General features: G+C 65.2%; 17 protein-coding genes. 6 read left to right on the top strand and 11 right to left on the bottom strand.

Annotated features, from left to right (window positions below):
* The first annotated feature begins 48 nt into the window (after positions 1-48).
* The 3 genes from potE (at position 49) to J7573_RS07745 (ending at position 2,675) form a co-directional block, all read left to right on the top strand.
* Complete coding sequence (gene potE, locus J7573_RS07735) at positions 49-1,380, top strand: putrescine-ornithine antiporter (protein ID WP_294332040.1); 1,332 nt, start codon at positions 49-51, stop codon at positions 1,378-1,380.
* The gene (locus J7573_RS07740) at positions 1,377-2,291 is read left to right on the top strand and encodes a transporter substrate-binding domain-containing protein (protein ID WP_294332043.1); all 915 of its coding nucleotides are present in this window, start codon (positions 1,377-1,379) and stop codon (positions 2,289-2,291) included. The genes potE and J7573_RS07740 overlap by 4 nt, the downstream gene beginning before the upstream one ends.
* Positions 2,292-2,378: 87 nt before the next feature.
* Entirely contained in the window at positions 2,379-2,675 is a 297-nt protein-coding gene (locus J7573_RS07745) for a hypothetical protein (RefSeq protein ID WP_294332047.1), read from the top strand.
* Between the two features lie 25 nt (positions 2,676-2,700).
* Here J7573_RS07745 and J7573_RS07750 read toward each other — a convergent pair whose 3' ends face one another.
* Positions 2,701-4,194, bottom strand: coding sequence for an oligopeptide:H+ symporter (locus tag J7573_RS07750; protein WP_294332050.1), 1,494 nt, complete (start codon positions 4,192-4,194; stop codon positions 2,701-2,703).
* Positions 4,195-4,352: 158 nt separating this feature from the next.
* On the bottom strand, positions 4,353-5,252 hold the full coding sequence (locus J7573_RS07755) for a LysR substrate-binding domain-containing protein (RefSeq protein ID WP_294332054.1): 900 nt from the start codon (positions 5,250-5,252) through the stop codon (positions 4,353-4,355).
* A 161-nt stretch (positions 5,253-5,413) separates the two neighbouring features.
* On the opposite strand from J7573_RS07755, the gene J7573_RS07760 reads away from it, so the two are divergent.
* Entirely contained in the window at positions 5,414-6,583 is a 1,170-nt protein-coding gene (locus J7573_RS07760) for a M20 aminoacylase family protein (RefSeq protein ID WP_294332058.1), read from the top strand.
* A gap of 5 nt (positions 6,584-6,588) precedes the next feature.
* Here the strand turns inward: J7573_RS07760 and J7573_RS07765 are convergent, their stop codons facing one another.
* Positions 6,589-7,356 carry a hypothetical protein gene (locus tag J7573_RS07765; RefSeq protein WP_294332061.1) on the bottom strand — a complete coding sequence of 256 codons (768 nt, stop codon included), beginning with the start codon at positions 7,354-7,356 and terminating at the stop codon, positions 6,589-6,591.
* Between the two features lie 184 nt (positions 7,357-7,540).
* Positions 7,541-8,332: a LysR family transcriptional regulator gene (locus tag J7573_RS07770; RefSeq protein WP_294332063.1), complete on the bottom strand. Its 792-nt coding sequence runs from the start codon at positions 8,330-8,332 to the stop codon at positions 7,541-7,543.
* Positions 8,333-8,454: 122 nt separating this feature from the next.
* Here J7573_RS07770 and J7573_RS07775 point away from each other — a divergent pair, with 122 nt between their 5' ends.
* On the top strand, positions 8,455-9,183 hold the full coding sequence (locus J7573_RS07775; RefSeq protein ID WP_294332066.1) for an SDR family oxidoreductase: 729 nt from the start codon (positions 8,455-8,457) through the stop codon (positions 9,181-9,183).
* Positions 9,184-9,194: 11 nt separating this feature from the next.
* On the opposite strand, the gene J7573_RS07780 is transcribed toward J7573_RS07775, so the two are convergent.
* The 3 genes from J7573_RS07780 to J7573_RS07790 form a co-directional block, all read right to left on the bottom strand.
* Complete coding sequence (locus J7573_RS07780; RefSeq protein WP_294332069.1) at positions 9,195-10,418, bottom strand: amidohydrolase family protein; 1,224 nt, start codon at positions 10,416-10,418, stop codon at positions 9,195-9,197.
* Positions 10,419-10,482: 64 nt separating this feature from the next.
* Entirely contained in the window at positions 10,483-10,953 is a 471-nt protein-coding gene (gene cynS / locus J7573_RS07785) for a cyanase (RefSeq protein WP_294332074.1), read from the bottom strand.
* Between the two features lie 29 nt (positions 10,954-10,982).
* The gene (locus J7573_RS07790; RefSeq protein ID WP_294332076.1) at positions 10,983-11,642 is read right to left on the bottom strand and encodes a carbonic anhydrase; all 660 of its coding nucleotides are present in this window, start codon (positions 11,640-11,642) and stop codon (positions 10,983-10,985) included.
* Positions 11,643-11,753: 111 nt separating this feature from the next.
* Between J7573_RS07790 and cynR the strand changes: the two genes are divergently transcribed.
* Positions 11,754-12,641: a transcriptional regulator CynR gene (cynR, locus tag J7573_RS07795; protein WP_294332079.1), complete on the top strand. Its 888-nt coding sequence runs from the start codon at positions 11,754-11,756 to the stop codon at positions 12,639-12,641.
* 17 nt (positions 12,642-12,658) lie between these two features.
* On the opposite strand, the gene J7573_RS07800 is transcribed toward cynR, so the two are convergent.
* Genes J7573_RS07800 through J7573_RS07815 form a run of 4 tightly spaced genes read right to left on the bottom strand, consistent with a single transcriptional unit; the run spans position 12,659 to position 16,437 of the window.
* On the bottom strand, positions 12,659-13,144 hold the full coding sequence (locus tag J7573_RS07800; protein ID WP_294332082.1) for a DUF2878 domain-containing protein: 486 nt from the start codon (positions 13,142-13,144) through the stop codon (positions 12,659-12,661).
* A gap of 2 nt (positions 13,145-13,146) precedes the next feature.
* Positions 13,147-14,406 carry a cyclopropane-fatty-acyl-phospholipid synthase family protein gene (locus tag J7573_RS07805; protein WP_294332084.1) on the bottom strand — a complete coding sequence of 420 codons (1,260 nt, stop codon included), beginning with the start codon at positions 14,404-14,406 and terminating at the stop codon, positions 13,147-13,149.
* A complete protein-coding gene (locus tag J7573_RS07810) occupies positions 14,381-15,193 on the bottom strand; it encodes a DUF1365 domain-containing protein (protein ID WP_294332087.1) in 813 nt (270 codons plus the stop codon). Before J7573_RS07810 ends, J7573_RS07805 begins: the two co-directional genes overlap by 26 nt.
* Positions 15,190-16,437 carry an FAD-dependent oxidoreductase gene (locus tag J7573_RS07815; RefSeq protein ID WP_294332089.1) on the bottom strand — a complete coding sequence of 416 codons (1,248 nt, stop codon included), beginning with the start codon at positions 16,435-16,437 and terminating at the stop codon, positions 15,190-15,192. The genes J7573_RS07810 and J7573_RS07815 overlap by 4 nt, the downstream gene beginning before the upstream one ends.

Genomic DNA, 16,437 nt, shown 5'->3' on the forward strand with positions numbered 1-16,437 from the left:
GTGCAATCACTCCCTTGGGTATCGACGCTTGGCACGGAGGTCATCATCGTGCGCGATCCTGCAAAAAAAATGGGCCTGGTCGGGCTCACCACGTTGGTCACGGTGAACATGATGGGCTCCGGCATCATCATGCTGCCGGCAAGCATGGCGCAGATCGGCGCCGTTTCGCTGTTGTCCTGGGTGATCACGGCGGCGGGGTCGATGGCCATCGCCTATTGCTTCGCCCAGTGCGGCATCTACTGCACGCGTTCAGGCGGCATGTCGGCGTACAGTGAGGAGGCCCACGGCAAATCTGCCTTTTTCCTCTGTTCCTACCTCTATTTTCTGTCGCTGATGATCGGCAACGTGGCCATTGGCATTTCTGCCGTGGGCTACCTCACGCCCTTCATCCCCTGGCTTGGCAGCGGTGCGGTGCCGTTGCTGGTCGGGGCGGTGGCGCTGATCTGGTTCACGACCCTGGCCAATCTGGGCGGCGCCGACATCACCGGGCGCCTGGGGGCGATCAGTGTCTGGGGCGTGATCGTGCCGGTGGCCGGCCTGAGCCTGATCGGCTGGTTCTGGTTCAGCCCTGCTACCTTCGAGCAGGCCTGGAACCCCGGGCAGGTACCGGTCGGCCAGGCGATCACCAACAGCATTCCGCTGACACTGTGGGCGTTCCTGGGCATGGAGTCGGCCGCGCAGAACTCCGACGCGGTGGAGAACCCCAAGCGCAATGTGCCGCTGGCCTGCCTGTTCGGCACGCTGGGCGCGGCGGTGGTGTACGTGCTTTCGACCAGTGTCATCCAGGGCATCGTGCCCAACCCCGACCTGGCCAACGCCAGCGCACCGTTCGCCCTGGCTTACGCGCGGATGTTCGATGACACCGTGGGCAACGTGATCATGGGCCTGGCGGTGATCGCCTGCGTCGGCTCGCTGCTGGGCTGGCAGTTCACCCTGGCGGAGACCGCCAAGGTCACGGCCGGGCAGGGGCTGTTCCCGAAACTGTTCACCCGCACCACGGCCCGGGGCGTTCCCCTGGCCGGGATGCTCACCTGTGCGCTGATGCAGAGCCTGATCGCCCTGTCGACCTTGTCTCCCAACGCCAGCGCCCAGTTCGGCCGGCTGGTCAACCTGGCGGCGGTCACCAACATCATTCCCTACATCACCTCGCTGACCGGCTTGCTGGTGATCATGTACAAGGCCCAGGTGGACATCGCCATTTTCCGCCGCAACAGCGCCATCATGCTGGTCGCGGTGGGCTATTGCTTCTACGCGCTGTACGCCTCGGGCCTGGAGGCGGTTTTCGGTGCGGCACTGATCATGGCCTTGGGGTACCTGCTGTTCGGCTTCATAGCCAAGCGCTTCATCAAGGGACTGGACATGATCGGAGGCGCACCATGAGCAGCAAGGCAAAGTTGGCCTGCCTGTGCCTTGCCAGCCTGATCGGCTGGGCGACACCCTATGCCACGGTTGCCGCTGCAGATGTCATGGGCCGGATCCGTGACAGCCAGGTGCTGACGCTGGGGTACATGGACGGCTTTGCGCCGTTTTCCTCGGGCAATGAACAGGCCCCGCAAGGCTACGCGGTCGAATTGTGCCGGGCCGTCGCCGAACGGCTGCGCCAGGCGCCCGGTTTCGCCGGGCTGCAGGTGCGCTGGCGGGCGCTGCCGGAAGAGGAGGTTGGACGCACCCTGAGCGAGGGGCAGATCGATCTGTTCTGCACGCCGGCGGTGGAAACCCTCGCCAGGCGCAAAACCCTGGACTTCTCCATCCCGGTGTTCACCTCCGGCCTGGCCGTCATGGTCAGGCGCGATGCGCCCACGACCTTGCTCGGCCCGCTCAACGGCCGTGGCGGCGCTAACGGCCCACGCTGGCGCGCGACGATCAATGCGGGCTTGAGCAAACACAGCTTTGCCGTGCTGCACGGCACGGTGAGCAGCGACTGGGCCCGCCAACGGATTCGCCAGCTGGGCTTGCAGTCCACCCTGCAGGAGGTGCCGACGTATCAGGAAGGGGTGCGCCGGGTGGTGGCGCGCGAGGTCGATGCGTTCTTCGGTGATCGGATGGTCCTGCTGGGCTATCAGGCCGGGCAGGCCGAACGTGAGCAGCTGTGGGTGCCGGACCGCCTGTTCGAGATGAACCGGGTGGCCCTGGCGATGGCCCGTGGCGATGAGGACTTTCGGTTGCTGGTGGACAGCGCCTTGAGCCAGGCGCTGACGGGGCAGCAGGGCGAGGAGCTGTTCAAACGCTACCTGGGGGCGCAGTCGGCACAGGACCGCTTGCTGCAGAGCCTCTACCCGCTGCCCGATTAAATCTGTATCAGTCGCGTTGCGCTATCGACCTTCTCCGCTATGGTGTGGTGAGCCATACACATAAGACTAAAGTCGTAGGAGGGCGGCATGCGGATTCGCGGGGATGTGTTTCGGGGCTGGGCTGATCCGATACTTCACCATCGGGCTCACGGTGAAACCCTGGACGATGGCACGACCATCGATGTCCAGGTACGACTGTCGCGAACAGGCAACACGCAGATGTTCATTGGCGTGTACGCGGGCTGCGGCATGGCGCTGCATGAAGAAGCGTTCGTTTCCAGGCCTGGCGAGTCGATGACCCGCGCGCTGGCCTGGGGCGTGGGGCAGGCCAGGCGTGTCGCCGTCGAAGGGCCGCCTCGATCCAGGCAGGCGGCTTACGCATGAGCCGAGGCTAGCGGCGAATCGCGGGTCATACCGCAGCTAACGCTTTGCCCCGTTCCGTCGCACAGTTTTGATGGGCGAGGGACAAACGTTTCAGCAAGGGCAACAGCACCAACGCCAAGGTCATGCCCGCTATTGCCGCCCAGCCGAGCCCGTTGAACAAGCGCATGTAGAGCGGCAGCGACAGGGCCGCCTGCATGCCTGCCGGTGGCAATTGCGCAAGGTTCGCAACCGCGCTGCCCGCGTATTGGGCCACGCCAGCGGCAACCAGGTAGGCGCCCATCATGAAGCCGCTCATCCGGATCGGCACATAACGTGAAATCATCGCCAGGCCCAGGCCACTGATCAGCAGGTCGCCCAGTGCGTACAGCGCATAGCTCCAGACCACGAACCAGGACGACACTCTGCCATCCACCGCGAACTGGCCGCTGATCGCGAGCAGAAAGAAGCTGGCCGCTACCGCAGCGAAGCCGAGGGTGAACTTCACCGCGACCGGGGCATCGTGGCCACGGCTGGCCAGCCGGTTGTAGAGCAGGACCAGGAACGGCCCCAGCACAATGATCCAGATAGCGCTGAGCGCCTGGAACTGGGCGGCACTCCAGGTGAACAGGGTGTGCCCGAAGAAGGTGAAGCGGGGGTCGACATTGCGCAGCGCGAACAGCGTGATGGAGGTGTATTGCTGCTGGTAGAAGATGAAGAACAGGAACACCTGCAGGGTCAGTATGAGCGCTGCCAGCAGGCCGGCGCGTTCCGCTGGCGCCGCTCTGACCGTCATGTAAACAAAGATCGACAGAATGCTGAGCCCGGCGGCCCAGATGGTGAAGGTGGCCAGCAGGGTGTGTTCGAGTACCAGGGCGGTGAACAAGCACAGTGCCACAGCGCCGGCCACGATGCCGGCGACGCGCTTCCAGCACACCGGTTGGCTATCGGCGGGCGACCCGATGTGCGCCAGCGTGCGGTACATCAGCAGGAAGTTGAGGATGCCGATGGCCATGCCGGCGCAGCACACCGCGAAGGCTGCGCTCCAGCCCCAGTAGTCCTTGATCCAGGGCGTCGCCAGCATCGAGGCTGCCGCCCCGAGGTTGATTGCCAGGTAGTAGGTGGTGAAGGCGCTGTCGATGCGCGCCTCATCGCCTTCATAGATGCGCCGTACCAGGCTGGCGGCATTGGCCTTGAACAGGCCGTTGCCGACCACGATCACGCTCAGGGCGGCAAACAGGTAGGGCAGTTCCTGTCGGGCCAGGGCCAGCATCAGGTAGCCGCTGCACAGCACCACGGCGCCAGCGATCATGGTGCGGCGCGCGCCGAGTACCCGGTCGCCTATCCAGCCGCCGATGGCGGGGGCGGCAAACGCCAGGGCACTGAAGGCGCCCCAGGTCAGGTTGGCGCGGCTGTCCTCGAAGCCGAGTTTGTCGATCATGAACAGCACCAGCAGCGCGGCCATGCCGTAGAAGCCGAAGCGTTCCCACAGTTCGACCAGGAAGACGGTAGTGAAGGAGCGGTGTTTCGATGTCGGGCGCATGAAGGGTGGCTCTCCGATTATTGTTTTTCGAGTGATCGAGCACAGGCGCCGCCCCCGTTCGACCTTGGGCGGCGCAGGGGCAAGGCTACGATCTCCACGGCGGGTTAACGAGCCAACAAAAAGCCACGGTGTTCACCGTGGTTTGCCACCCTCGACGCTCAGGCCAGCCCGCGTCTTCTGGCAGCGTCTCGCAGGCAGTCGATCAACAGGCTGGCCGCAGGGGTTGGCGGGCTGTTGCGCCGGGTGACGATCTGCATCGATATCGGCGGGATGGTGTCTGCAAGGGGCAGCACCGACACCGAGCTTTGCCACTTGAAGTCCAGCAACTGGCGGGGCATGGCCGTGATCAGGTCGGAGCCCTGGACCAGGCCATGGGAAACACCGTAGCTCAGGCATTCGACGATACGCGTCGGTGTCGGCAGGCCCTGCCGGTGGAAGGCATCGAACAGCACCTGGGACGAGCTGTCCGGCGCCAGGTTGAGCAGCCAGTCGGCATCGACCAGTTCTGCCAGGCGGGTGGCGTGCGACAGGGGGTGCCCGAGCCTTGCGACCACCACCAGCTCACTCCGGTACAGCGGCGCGTGCTCGAATTCGTCGGCGATCGTCTCGGCCCCCATCGCCAACACGGCGAAATCGAGCGTGCCGTCGTGCAGTTGCCGTAGCGCAGTACCCGGGAACCCCTCGCTGATGTTGACCCGCGCGCCCGGAAAGCGGCGGCGGAAGGCGGCAAAGGCCTCGGGCAGGATGGTCAGGGCCGTGGCCGGGGTGATGGCGGCCGCCAGCGAGCCGACGGCGCCGTCGCGTGCCTGCTCGACATCCTCGCGGGCGCGCTGCATCTCGGCAACGATGAGCCGGGCGCGGACGTTGAGTTGTTGCCCGATGGCGGTCAGTTGCACACCCCGGGTGGTGCGCACGATCAACGACACGCCGAGGACGTGCTCGAGTTCCTTGATGGCTTTGGTCAGCGCGGCAGGCGACAGGTGCAGGTGCCGTGCTGCCGCACGAATGCTGCCTTCCTCGACGATGGTGACGAAGGCTTTGAGCTGGTGGTATTTCATGGGCGATCCGTGGCCTGGACGGGGGAGCGGATTATCTGTGCTGCGCAGGTGACTGCCCAGCGGCAATCGTCGGTGAACACCAACACCATTCATTGGCTTATGAGCTGCCGCCAGGGGGGATAGGCTCCTGTCACACAAGAACCACCCCATGAGGAAACACCATGCACCCCGTCTTGCCCGACATCGCTGCCATCGCGCCAGAGTCGATCGAGCTGCGCAGACGTATCCATGCGCACCCTGAGCTTGCCTTTGAAGAAACCGTGACCAGTGACCTGGTAGCCGAGTGCCTGGCGGCATGGGGGTACGAGGTCCACAAAGGCCTCGGCGGCACCGGCGTGGTCGGCGTGTTGCGCTCCGGCAACGGCACGCGCACGGTCGGCCTGCGGGCGGACATGGATGCCTTGCCGCTGACCGAGCACACCGGCCTGCCTTATGCGAGCGTGAATGCGGGGAAGATGCATGCCTGCGGGCATGATGGTCATACCGCCATGCTGCTGTGTGCGGCCCGCCACCTGGCGCAGACCCGCGCGTTCAACGGCACCTTGAATCTGATTTTCCAACCGGCGGAAGAGGGCTTTGGTGGCGCCAAGGCGATGATGGATGACGGCCTGTTCGACAGATTTCCCTGCGACGCCGTGTTCGCCCTGCACAACATGCCCGGCATTGTCGCAGGGGACATGGCCTTCTGCGTGGGGCCGATGGCGGCTTCCTCCGACAACGTGACTATTACCTTGCGCGGCGTGGGCGGGCATGGCGCATTTCCGCACCGCGCGTGCGACCCGATGCCGGCTGCCGGCGCCATCATGGTTGCGCTGCAGACCATTGTCGGGCGTGACGTCGATCCGCTCGATGCCGCGGTGATCTCGGTGGGTAGCGTGCATGCGGGCGAGGCCTTCAACATCATCCCGGAAAGCGTCGAGATGAGGCTGTCGGTGCGCACGCTGGATGCCAAGGTGCGGCAACGGGTCGAGCAACGCATCCGGGCGCTGGTGGCCGGCCAGGCGGAAAGCTTCGGGCTGCATGCCGAAATCCACTATGAGCGCGGTTACCCGGTATTGGTCAATGATCGGCGGATGACCGAATTCGCCACGTCTGTTGCATTCGATCTACTGGGCGAGGCGCACGTAGAGTCGCAATCCAGGCCAGTGATGGGCAGCGAGGACTTTGCCTACATGCTAGAACAGGTGCCCGGCTGCTATGCCTATATCGGCAATGGCATCGGCAGCCGGGGAGGGTGCATGGTGCATAACCCGGAGTATGACTTCAACGACGACATCCTGGCGGTCGGTGCCAGCTTCTGGGTGCGGCTGGTGCAAGCCTGGCTGGCCTGATCACTTCACAGGCATTTCAGCGATTGCGCCGGGTCGACGAATCGGTACCCCTCGGTTATCAGCCCGTCGACCTTCAGTGCCGTCCGATTGCGTTCCGCCTGCTCACGCATGGCCGCTGTGACATTGACGTTGAGCTCGATCTGCCGGGGCGTGAAGTCGGCATCCGACTCTTTGACCGGGACCGCCGATTTCTGCAACTGGGCAAAACCCTGCTCGGAAAGCTGCACCGGGTTGATATTGCGTTGCACGTCCCGCTCGCTGCGCGGGTTGTTGCTGCGGATGGTGAAGTCCGGCTGGGCGACGCGGCCCGTGGGGTTGTAGAAGATCGAGGTGGCGAGCCGGTCCAGGGCGCAGTCTTCTTCCTTGCGCCGATGCAGCAGATCACGCGCCGGGCGTTCGGGTAGCGCCAGGCGGGTGATGCCGAAATCGTTGATCGCACCGAGAATCTCGCGGTGGTCGTCCGACACCTGGATCTCACGGCGCGGCGGCCAGAAATCGAAGTTGCCATGGCCGCCCCACCAGCCGCCCACATGGATCGCGAACATCTCGGGGTAGACCTTGCGCTCGCTGCGGCGCATCGGCTTGATGTCGTAGAAGCACATGCACGCCAGCTGGATGAGGTGGGTCGCCCCCAGCGCGGCCAGTGGTTCGTAGATGACGATGCCGAAGCGATCATGGGCGTTCCAGCCCGGGAACACATCCCACATGCTGGCCGGTTTGTCTGCGCACTCGACTTCGTAGAAGGCCGAGCTCAAAGCGTTGATCACGTGCATATCAGTCCCTTGCCGAGGCGATGGCCGACCAGTAGACGCCCGGCAGCGCCTGATTGCATTTCAGCGCGCGCCTTGTTGTCGACAGATCGCGCCGCCGGTTGGCTGATGAGCGAGTCTTTGCAGGAAAGCTGGGTGAGGCGTTCACCGGTTGCATCACCACGAGTCAGATGCTGGGCAATGCCAGCTAGGTCGGCTGGCCAATCGAAAGTTGCAAGGCATCGCGCAGTTGAATGACCCCTTCGAGCGCCAATGCCTGAGCCGAATAGCACAGGCCGATGCGCCGACGCATATCCAGTTGCGGCAGCGGTTCGGTGCGCACATCACGCTGTTCGGCGGCCAGCGACTGCGGCACGATCGCCGCCCCCAGCCCGGCGGCTACCAGTTCCAGGGCCAGTGCAAAGGTTTCGGCTTCGGCCACCGGGACGCCGTCGTAGAACGGCTGCAGCCGCTGATGGCTTGGCTGTGCAGGGCAGATGATCCAGCGTTCATGCCCGTCGCTGGCCAATGGCAGGGCCCGCACGAACGGGTCACTGTGCAAGGGTAGAAACAGCTCATCCTCACAGCGCAGTTCTTCGCTGGCCAGCCGCGCAGCGCCCATGCAGCCGGTCACCAGCTGCAGGCGCACGGCAGGTGTGATGGCTGCCGCAGCCAGCGCAAGCTGCTTCACCGTCGCCGAGCTGACATCGTGCTCTACGCCGATCTGCAAGGCTGCACAGACGCGGTCGCTGCGAAACCGGGTCAGCAGCCTGCTCGCCTCGGCGACCATGCGCTGGGCTTCGGGGTAGAGCGCACGCGCATCGTCGGTGACTTCCACGCCCCTGGGCCGACGCACGAACAGCGTGGTGCCCAGTGCATCTTCCAGTGCCTTGATGCTGCCCGACAGCGCCGGTTGGCTGAGGTGTATGGCGCGTGCGGCGGCGGTGATATTGCGTTCTTCAAACACGGCGATGAACGCACGAAGCTGACGATAATCCACGGGTTATCCATAAGTTCTGCCGATGGCAGCCACAAGAATATCCCATTTTTCGGGGTTTTAACCCTTACCTATACTTGCCCTGCGCTTTATCAATAGGTACTTCGAATTTCAGGAGTTACACCATGACTACCCATAAACCCCTGGTCGTGATCACCGGTGCCAGCTCTGGCATTGGCCTGGCCACCGCCAGGCTGCTGTCCGGTCGCGGCCACGCGTTGCTGCTGCTGGCGCGTCGCCTGGAGCCGATGCTGCAGCTGCAACTGCCCAATACCCTGGCGCTGTCGGTCGACGTGACCGACCGGGCGGCGGTGCTGGCGGCGGTAGGCCAGGCCGAACAGCGTTTCGGCCCGGTGGACGCGATCATCAACAACGCCGGGGTGATGCTGCTGGGTAACATCGCTACCCAGGACCCTGGCGAATGGGACCGCATGCTCGACATCAATGTGCGCGGGCTGCTCAACGGCATCCATGCCGTGGCTGCCGGCATGGTCGAACGCAAGCAAGGCACCATCATCAATGTCAGCTCCGTTGCCGGGCGCAAGACGTTCCCCAACCACGTCGCCTACGTCGGTACCAAGTTCGCTGTCAGCGGCCTGTCCGAGAACCTGCGCGAAGAACTGTCGCCGAGCAATGTGCGGGTGATCACCATCGAGCCGGGCGCCGTGGACACCGAACTGCTGAGCCATACCAGCGATGAAGCCATCAAGGCGGGCTACGACGAGTGGAAGAAAGACATGGGCGGGGTACTGAGTGCCGAGCACATCGCCGAGGTGATCGACTTCGCCTATGGCCAGCCGCAATCGGTCTGCGTGCGCGAGATCGTGGTCTGCGCCACGCGTCAGCAGCAATAACGGCAGGCGGCTCAGAAGATCACCGCGCGCCGATGTTCTGCGGTCGCCACCACCTTGCCCCGCTTGAGCACCATCAACCGCGCTGGCAGGTCGAGAATCACATCGCTGACCGTCTGCGTGTCCACCAGCACCAGGTCGGCGTCGTTGCCCACCGCCAGGCCATAGTTGTGCAACCCCAAGGCCTTGGCCGGGCGGGTAGTGAGCATCGACAACACCGTGGCCTGGTCATCGGCGCCGCCCAGGTGGCAGGCCGGGAGGGCGAGTTGGGCGATGTTCAGCAAGTCGCCGGTGCCATACGGGGTGAATGCATTGCGAATGTTGTTGGTGGCCAGGCACACGTTCACCCCGCCATCGCGCAATGCCCGCACCGGGGTCAGGGTGCGCCGTACATTGTGGCTGTCGCCGCGGGCGCCCAGGTGCAGGTCGGTGGCCGGCAGGCACATCACGCTGATGTCGGCCTCGCGCAGCAGTTCGATGATGCGCGCCTGCCGCTCGGGCTCGACTGCGGCCAGGCTGGTCAGGTGGCCGACGCAGACGCGGCCTTGGTAGCCCTCGACGAGGGTGCGTCGGGCCACGTACTCGATGGTCATCTGCTCGGCGTCATCGGCGAAGTCCTGGTGGAAGTCGATGTCCTTGCCGTAGCGCTTGGCCAGGTCGAAGACGAAGTCGATGTGATCGAAGGGGGATACGTCGTTGTAGGGAATGCCGCCGACGACATCGGCGCCTTTTTCCATGGCCTCGACCATCATCGCCTTCATGCCCGGCAGTTTCAGGATGCCTTCCTGGGGGAACGCGACCACCTGGATGTCGATGATGTCGCGAAATTTCTCGCGCAGCTCCAGCACCACGTCGAAGCCGGTGAAGCCTTGCACCGGGTCGAACTCGGCATGGGCGCGGACATGGGTGCTACCTGCCTGCACGAGGGCGCGCAGCACCTGGGTCGAACGTTCGAGGATGTCCTCGCGGGTCAGCGTCGGTTTGAGCGCGGCGGTGACTGCAATCGCTTCCTTCAGGGTGCCGGAGCGATTGGCCTTGCGCTGCATGACGTTGGCTTTCTCCAAGTGCAGGTGGCCTTCGACGAAGCCCGGAATCAGCACATTGCCGTTGCCTTCGATTTCCTGCGCTGCCTGTGCGGCAATCGCCGGCGCGATCTGGGCGATCTTGCCGTCGTGCACGGCCACGTCCAGCAACGGTTGCGCGTCATCGATGCGCACGTTTCGAAAGATGAGATCCATGGGCATTGCTCCTCGCATTGGGTCGGGCCCGCCGCCCTCAGGCGGCGAGCCGGTTACAGCAGGATCAGAACGGCTTGGTCGGCAGGTACTTGCCATCAAGGGTGATCACGGCGCGGGAGCCGCCTTCCGGGTCGTCGACCTTCTTCACGTCCAGCTTGAAGTTGATGGCGCTGATGATGCCGTCGCCGAACTTTTCGTGGACCAGTGCCTTCAGCGTGGTGCCGTAGACCTGCAGCATCTCGTAGAAGCGGTAGATGGTCGGGTCGGTCGGGACGCCGTTCTGCATGCAGCCGCGGATCGGGATGGTCTGCAGCAAGGCGATGCCGTCAAGGTCGAGGCCGAGCTTGTCGCCCACCACCTTGGCTGCGTCGGCGGGCAGCGGGTGCTGGCCGAGCAGGGCGGCGGTGACGAAGGCTTCGGAAAGGCCGGTGCCCTCGGTGATCTGGGCGTAGGACAGGTCCTTGCGGGCCTTGGCCATGAGGATGACTTCGGTCAGGGCCTGGCGAACGCTCTGGGTAGCTTGCGACTGGATCATGGGGTTATCTCCGTGGGTGGAAAGCAGGGTCAGGCAACGTGCCTGGCTTGATGGAAAACGGCGTGTACCTCGGGGTTGTCGGCGAGGGACACGAAGCTGTTGGTGCGGCCGTCGAAGGCGTCGATGCGGCCGCTCTCGATGTCGTAGATCCAGCCGTGCAGGGTCACCCGACCTTCTTCGAGGGCCAGGCGCACCGACGGGTGGGTCTGGATATTGGCCAGTTGGGCGATGACGTTCTCGCGCACCATGGCCGCAACCTTGGTCGGCTGGTCCGGGTGCTGGCGGGCTTCGTTGACCACCCGGGCGGAGTCGGCGTAGCGCAGCCAGCCGGCAACGGCGGGCATGTGCTCCAGGCACTTGCAGGTGGCGATGGCGGTCATGGCGCCGCAGTCCGAGTGGCCGCAGATGACGATGTCGGCCACCTGCAGTGCTGCGACGGCGTATTCGACCGAGGCGGAAACGCCACCTGGCTCAGGGCCGTAGGAGGGCACGATATTGCCGGCGTTGCGGATGACGAACAGGTCGCCGGGCTCGCGCTGGGTGACCAGCTCCGGCACCAGGCGGCTGTCGGAGCAGGAGATGAACAGCGCCCGTGGGCTTTGCTGGGTGGCCAGGTCCTTGAACAGCTTGACCCGCTCCGGGAAGGCGTCGCGCTGGAATTTCAGGAAACCGTCGATGATGTCTTTCATGGCTGCTGCCTCAGTGTCGCGGTGTGTTGAAGCAGAGATTACGGAGCGTGTGGCATAAGGTAAAAGTCTCATTTATGATGGCTACCATCAGATTATCTTATGTGAATAGCCATGCTTGCCCGACACATCCAGTACTTCCTCGCCGTAGCGGCGCACCACAGCTTCACCAAGGCCGCAACGGCCCTGCATGTGTCTCAGCCAGCGTTGTCGCAACAGGTCCGCCAGCTGGAGGAAAGCCTGGGTGCACAGTTGTTCGATCGCTCGGGGCGTACCACGCGGTTGACCGATGCCGGGGAGGTCTACCTGGCCTATGCGCGCCGGGCCGCGCAGGAACTGGAAGAAGCCAGGCGCGCCATTCATGACGTGAGCGACCTCAGCCGCGGTTCGCTGCGGGTGGCGGTGACGCCGACGTTCACCACGTACCTGGTCGGCCCCTTGGTCGAGGCGTTCCACAATCGCTATGGGAACATCACCCTGAACGTGCGTGAAATGTCCCAGGAGCGCATGGAAACGCTGCTGCTCGCGGATGAGCTGGACGTGGGGATCGCCTTCGAGGGCGCCCAGGCCCAGGACATCGAGGCCAGCCCGCTGCTGGTCGAGACGTTGGCGTTGGTGGTCAACCGCCGCCACCCCTTGGCCCAGGCAGCGTCCATCGGGCTGGAGGCCTTGAGCGCAGAATCGTTGGTGCTGCTCAGCGGCGAGTTTGCTACCCGCGAACAGATCGACCGCTTCTGCCAGCAACATGGCATTCACCCGCAGGTGCGGATGGAAGCCAACACCATCAGCGCGGTGACCGAGATCGTGCGCCGCACGACCCTGTCGACCCTGCTGCCTGCGACCATCGCGCTGGCCCATGACGACCTGGCCGCCATTGCCCTAGACCCGGTCCGCCTGCAGCGCACGGCTGTGCTGATGCAGCGCAAGGGCGCCTATCAGAGCGCTGCGGCGCGGGTGTTCGTCGAGATGGCTACACAGGTGGCTGCGCAATTGGGCAGTTGAACCTTGCGTCGCTTTGGTCAGCCTCGTGCGGCGAAGCGCAAGGCCAGCGGCAGTGCCAATGCCCAGACCGGCGCCAGGACCAGCGCGGTCTCCAGTCGCCCCAGTGGCAGCCCGACACCCGCCAGTCGGGCGCCGGCCAGGTAAGCCAACGGGCCACCGAACAGGCCCAGCAGCACCGCGAGCCACGCGGGTTGGCCGAGCCCTGCCAGGCTATGACGCATGCCACTGGCCAACACCAGCCACAGCAGTGCCAGCCAAGGCGGTAGCGGCCTCGGGTTGAAGCTGAACACACCGAACATGCCCAAGGTGCTGTCCAGCAGGCAGCCAGCCACCGCGACCCACAGCAGCACGCGCAGCTCACCGCTTGGGCTCAGCCACAGGTGCAGCAGCAGGCCGATCACCACCATGAGCAACAGCCAGGGCCGGTGCGCGCCCAGCACACACAGCCACCAGCCGGCCTGCAGCCACAGCGCATTGCCCAGCAGCCAGCCACGGCGGCCCATGTTCAGGCGCCCGGTAGCGGCGCCCGCCGCGCCTTGGGCCCGGCCCACAGCATCTGGGCCACGCCGATGGTCCGTTCCTCGAAGCCGCCCTGGCAATAGCACAGGTAGAACTCCCACAGGCGCTGGAAGGTGTCGTCGTACCCGAGCCTGCTCAGCTCCGCACGCGAATGGCGCAGGTTGTCGCGCCAATGGCGCAATGTGCGCGCATAGTCCTGGCCGAAATCCTCGAGGTGCACCAGGTTCAGTGCGGTCTGGCGGCTGGCGGTGTCGAGCAGGACGCTCAGCGAGGGCAGGGTGCCGCCGGGGAAGATGTAGCGCTGGATGAAGTCCACCGAGCGCCGGGCCTGGGTGTAGCGCTGGTCGCGGATGGTGATGGCTTGCAGCAGCATCAGGCCGTCGTCCTTGAGCAGCGCGGCGCACTGGCGGAAGTAGGTGGGCAGGTAGCGGTGGCCGACGGCCTCGATCATCTCGATGGACACCAGCTTGTCGAAGCGCCCGCGCAGGTCGCGGTAGTCTTCGTGCAGCACGGTGACCAACCGCTCCAGGCCCAGCGCCTTGACCCGCTGCAAGGTGTGGGCGTGCTGCGCGGCGGAGAGGGTGGCGGTGGTGACCCGGCAGCCGTGGTGCAAGGCCGCGTGGATGGCCAGGCTGCCCCAGCCGCTGCCGATTTCCAGCAGGTGTTCGCCGCTCTTGAGTTCGAGCCGCTGGCAGATCTGCCGGAGCTTGTTCGACTGGGCCTGCTCCAGGCTCTGCTCGGCACTGTCGAACCGCGCGGCGGAATACATCATGGTCGGATCGAGCAGCCGCTCGAACAGCGCATTGCCCAGGTCGTAGTGGGCCAGGATGTTGCGCCGCGCACCGCGCCGGCTGTTGCGGTTGAAGCGGTGCAGCAGGCGCAGGGCCGGGCGCGCCAGGCGGGCCAGGCCGCCTTCCATGGCGTCCAGCACGTCGAGGTTGGCGACGAACAGCCGGGTCACCGCGGCCAGGTCCGGGCTGCGCCAGTAGCCGTGGATGTAGCCTTCGCCCGCGCCGATCGAGCCATTGCCGGCCACCAGGCCCCAGGCGGCCTCGTCGACAATTTCCACTTCCGCGTAGAGCGGGCTGGCGACATCGCCAAAGGTCCATTGCCGGCCCTGGCTGATCAGGCGCAGATGGCCACGGCTCAGCCGACGCAACTGCGCCAGCACTGCGCGCCGGGCCAGGCCGCCGAGCAGCGGCGCGATGCCGGCCGATTTGCTAATGCTCAAGGTCGGTTCGGACATGGTCGGGTTCCTCGCGGATGGCTTGGCCAAGGGCCAGGTCGTGCTGGCTGACGGTGTGGTCGTGCACGGGGGTGCGTTTGAGCAGCAGGCGCAGGGCTTGCCAGTAGATGCCGCTGACGGTGCGCAGGCTCATCCAGGGGAAAGCCAGCAGGTGCTGTTGCAGGCTGGCGCGGTCGAGCGGCTGGCGCTGCACGGCAAGGTTCGCTGCGAACACCGGGTGCCCGGCGCGCCAGTTTTCCATGTGCACACGCACGCGCTGCCCGTCGACGGCGAAGCGCAGCCGGTAGTCCATGTCCATCGGCATGAACGGCGAGACGTGGAAGGCCTTGGCCACGGTATATGGCCGGGTCAGGTCGCCTTGCACCGGCAGCACGTAGTGAAAGCGCTCGCGCCAAGGGGTGTTGCGCACTTCCAGCAGCACGGCCGCGACCTGCCCTTGGCGGTCGTGGCAGAAGTAGACGCTTACCGGGTTGAACGACAGCCCCCAGCAGCGCAGTTGCGTCAGCAGGTGCACGGCGCCTTCGGGCACCTGCCCGGTGGCCTGGCCAACCAGCAGGCGCGCGGCCTCGACCAAGGGCATGCCTTGGCGGGTCAATGCGGGCAAGTAGTCGGTTTCGCGCCAGCACAACGGCGCCAGGCGCGAGCGGCCCAGCCAGCGGGAGAGGCTGAGCAGGCGCGGCAGTTCGTCGAGGTCCAGGTAGAACAGGCCGATGCGGTAGCGGAACGCGTGGGGCCTGGGCGTCAGGCGCCGGTGGCTGAGCCAGCCGTGGCACAGGCTGCTGTTCACAGCGTTTCTCCAAAGCGCCTGGCGACCGTCAGTGCACTGAGCACGCCGTCTTCGTGAAAGCCATTGGCCCAGTAGGCACCACAGTAGTAGCTGTGCAGCGGGCCCTGCAGTTCGCCCTGACGGGCCTGGGCGGCCAGCGCGGCAAGGCTGTACTGCGGGTGCGCGTACTCGAAGCGGGCAATGATTTGCGCCGGGTCGACCATCGCGGTCTGATTGAGGCTGACACAGAAAGTGACCGGTGCCTCGATGCCCTGCAGGATGTTCATCGCGTAGGTGAGTGCAGCGGGGGCCTGTTCGCTGCCGCCCAGGCGGTAGTTCCAGCTGGCCCAGGCCCTGCGCCGGCGCGGCAGCAGGCGGGTGTCGGTGTGCAGCACTACGTCGTTGCTGGCATAGCGGATGGCGCCGAGGATCGCCTGCTCCTGCTCGCTGGGGCTGCCCAGCAGTGCCAGGGCCTGGTCGCTGTGGCAGGCGAAGACCACCTTGTCGAAGCGTTCGCTGCCGCCTGCCCAGGCCACGCTCACGCCTTCATCGTCGCGGTTCACCCGTTGCACCGGGCAGTTCAGCCGGATGCGTTCGGTAAAGGGCCGGCACAGCGGTGCCAGGTAACTGCATGAACCGCCCTCGATCACCCGCCATTGCGGGCGCTGGTTGACTGACAGCAAGCCGTGGTTGCGGCAGAAGCGCACGAAGAACTGCAACGGAAAATGCAGCATGTCGGCCCGTGACATCGACCAGATGGCCGAGCCCATGGGCACGATGTAATGCTCGATGAAGCGTTGACCGTAACCATTGTCGTGCAAGTAATCGCCCAGGGTGGTCGCGCCATCGATGCGTTGCTGGTCGAGGTCGGCCAGTGACTGGCGGTTGAAACGCAACACATCGCGCAGCATGCCCCAGAAGCCTGGCGACAACAGGTTGCGGCGCTGGGCAAACAGGCTGCGCAGGTCATGCCCGTTGTACTCGAAACCGGTTCGCGGGTCGTGCACCGAAAAGCTCATCTCGGTGATGCGCGAGGCCACGCCCAGGTGCTCCAGCAGGCGGATGAAATGCGGATAGGTCCAGTCGTTGAAGACGATGAAACCGGTGTCCACGGCAAAGTGCTGGCCGCGCCAGTGCACATCGACGGTATGGGTGTGCCCGCCGACCCGGTCTGCCGCTTCGAATACCGTGACAGCATGCCGGCGTGACAGCAGGTGGGCGCAGGTGAGGCCGGCGATGCCGCTGCCGATGATGGCGATGCGCAT

This window comes from Pseudomonas sp. (assembly GCF_017744435.1).
Classification (GTDB): domain Bacteria; phylum Pseudomonadota; class Gammaproteobacteria; order Pseudomonadales; family Pseudomonadaceae; genus Aquipseudomonas.

Bases quoted from the DNA above. Each gene is read 5' to 3' on its own strand.
- J7573_RS07740 (WP_294332043.1), top strand. From the start codon at position 1,377: ATGAGCAGCAAGGCAAAGTTGGCCTGCCTGTGCCTTGCCAGCCTGATC.
- J7573_RS07745 (WP_294332047.1), top strand. From the start codon at position 2,379: ATGCGGATTCGCGGGGATGTGTTTCGGGGCTGGGCTGATCCGATACTT.
- J7573_RS07750 (WP_294332050.1), bottom strand. From the start codon at position 4,194: ATGCGCCCGACATCGAAACACCGCTCCTTCACTACCGTCTTCCTGGTC.
- J7573_RS07755 (WP_294332054.1), bottom strand. From the start codon at position 5,252: ATGAAATACCACCAGCTCAAAGCCTTCGTCACCATCGTCGAGGAAGGC.
- J7573_RS07760 (WP_294332058.1), top strand. From the start codon at position 5,414: ATGCACCCCGTCTTGCCCGACATCGCTGCCATCGCGCCAGAGTCGATC.
- J7573_RS07765 (WP_294332061.1), bottom strand. From the start codon at position 7,356: ATGCACGTGATCAACGCTTTGAGCTCGGCCTTCTACGAAGTCGAGTGC.
- J7573_RS07775 (WP_294332066.1), top strand. From the start codon at position 8,455: ATGACTACCCATAAACCCCTGGTCGTGATCACCGGTGCCAGCTCTGGC.
- J7573_RS07780 (WP_294332069.1), bottom strand. From the start codon at position 10,418: ATGGATCTCATCTTTCGAAACGTGCGCATCGATGACGCGCAACCGTTG.
- cynS (WP_294332074.1), bottom strand. From the start codon at position 10,953: ATGATCCAGTCGCAAGCTACCCAGAGCGTTCGCCAGGCCCTGACCGAA.
- J7573_RS07790 (WP_294332076.1), bottom strand. From the start codon at position 11,642: ATGAAAGACATCATCGACGGTTTCCTGAAATTCCAGCGCGACGCCTTC.
- cynR (WP_294332079.1), top strand. From the start codon at position 11,754: ATGCTTGCCCGACACATCCAGTACTTCCTCGCCGTAGCGGCGCACCAC.
- J7573_RS07800 (WP_294332082.1), bottom strand. From the start codon at position 13,144: ATGGGCCGCCGTGGCTGGCTGCTGGGCAATGCGCTGTGGCTGCAGGCC.
- J7573_RS07805 (WP_294332084.1), bottom strand. From the start codon at position 14,406: ATGTCCGAACCGACCTTGAGCATTAGCAAATCGGCCGGCATCGCGCCG.
- J7573_RS07815 (WP_294332089.1), bottom strand. From the start codon at position 16,437: ATGCGCATCGCCATCATCGGCAGCGGCATCGCCGGCCTCACCTGCGCC.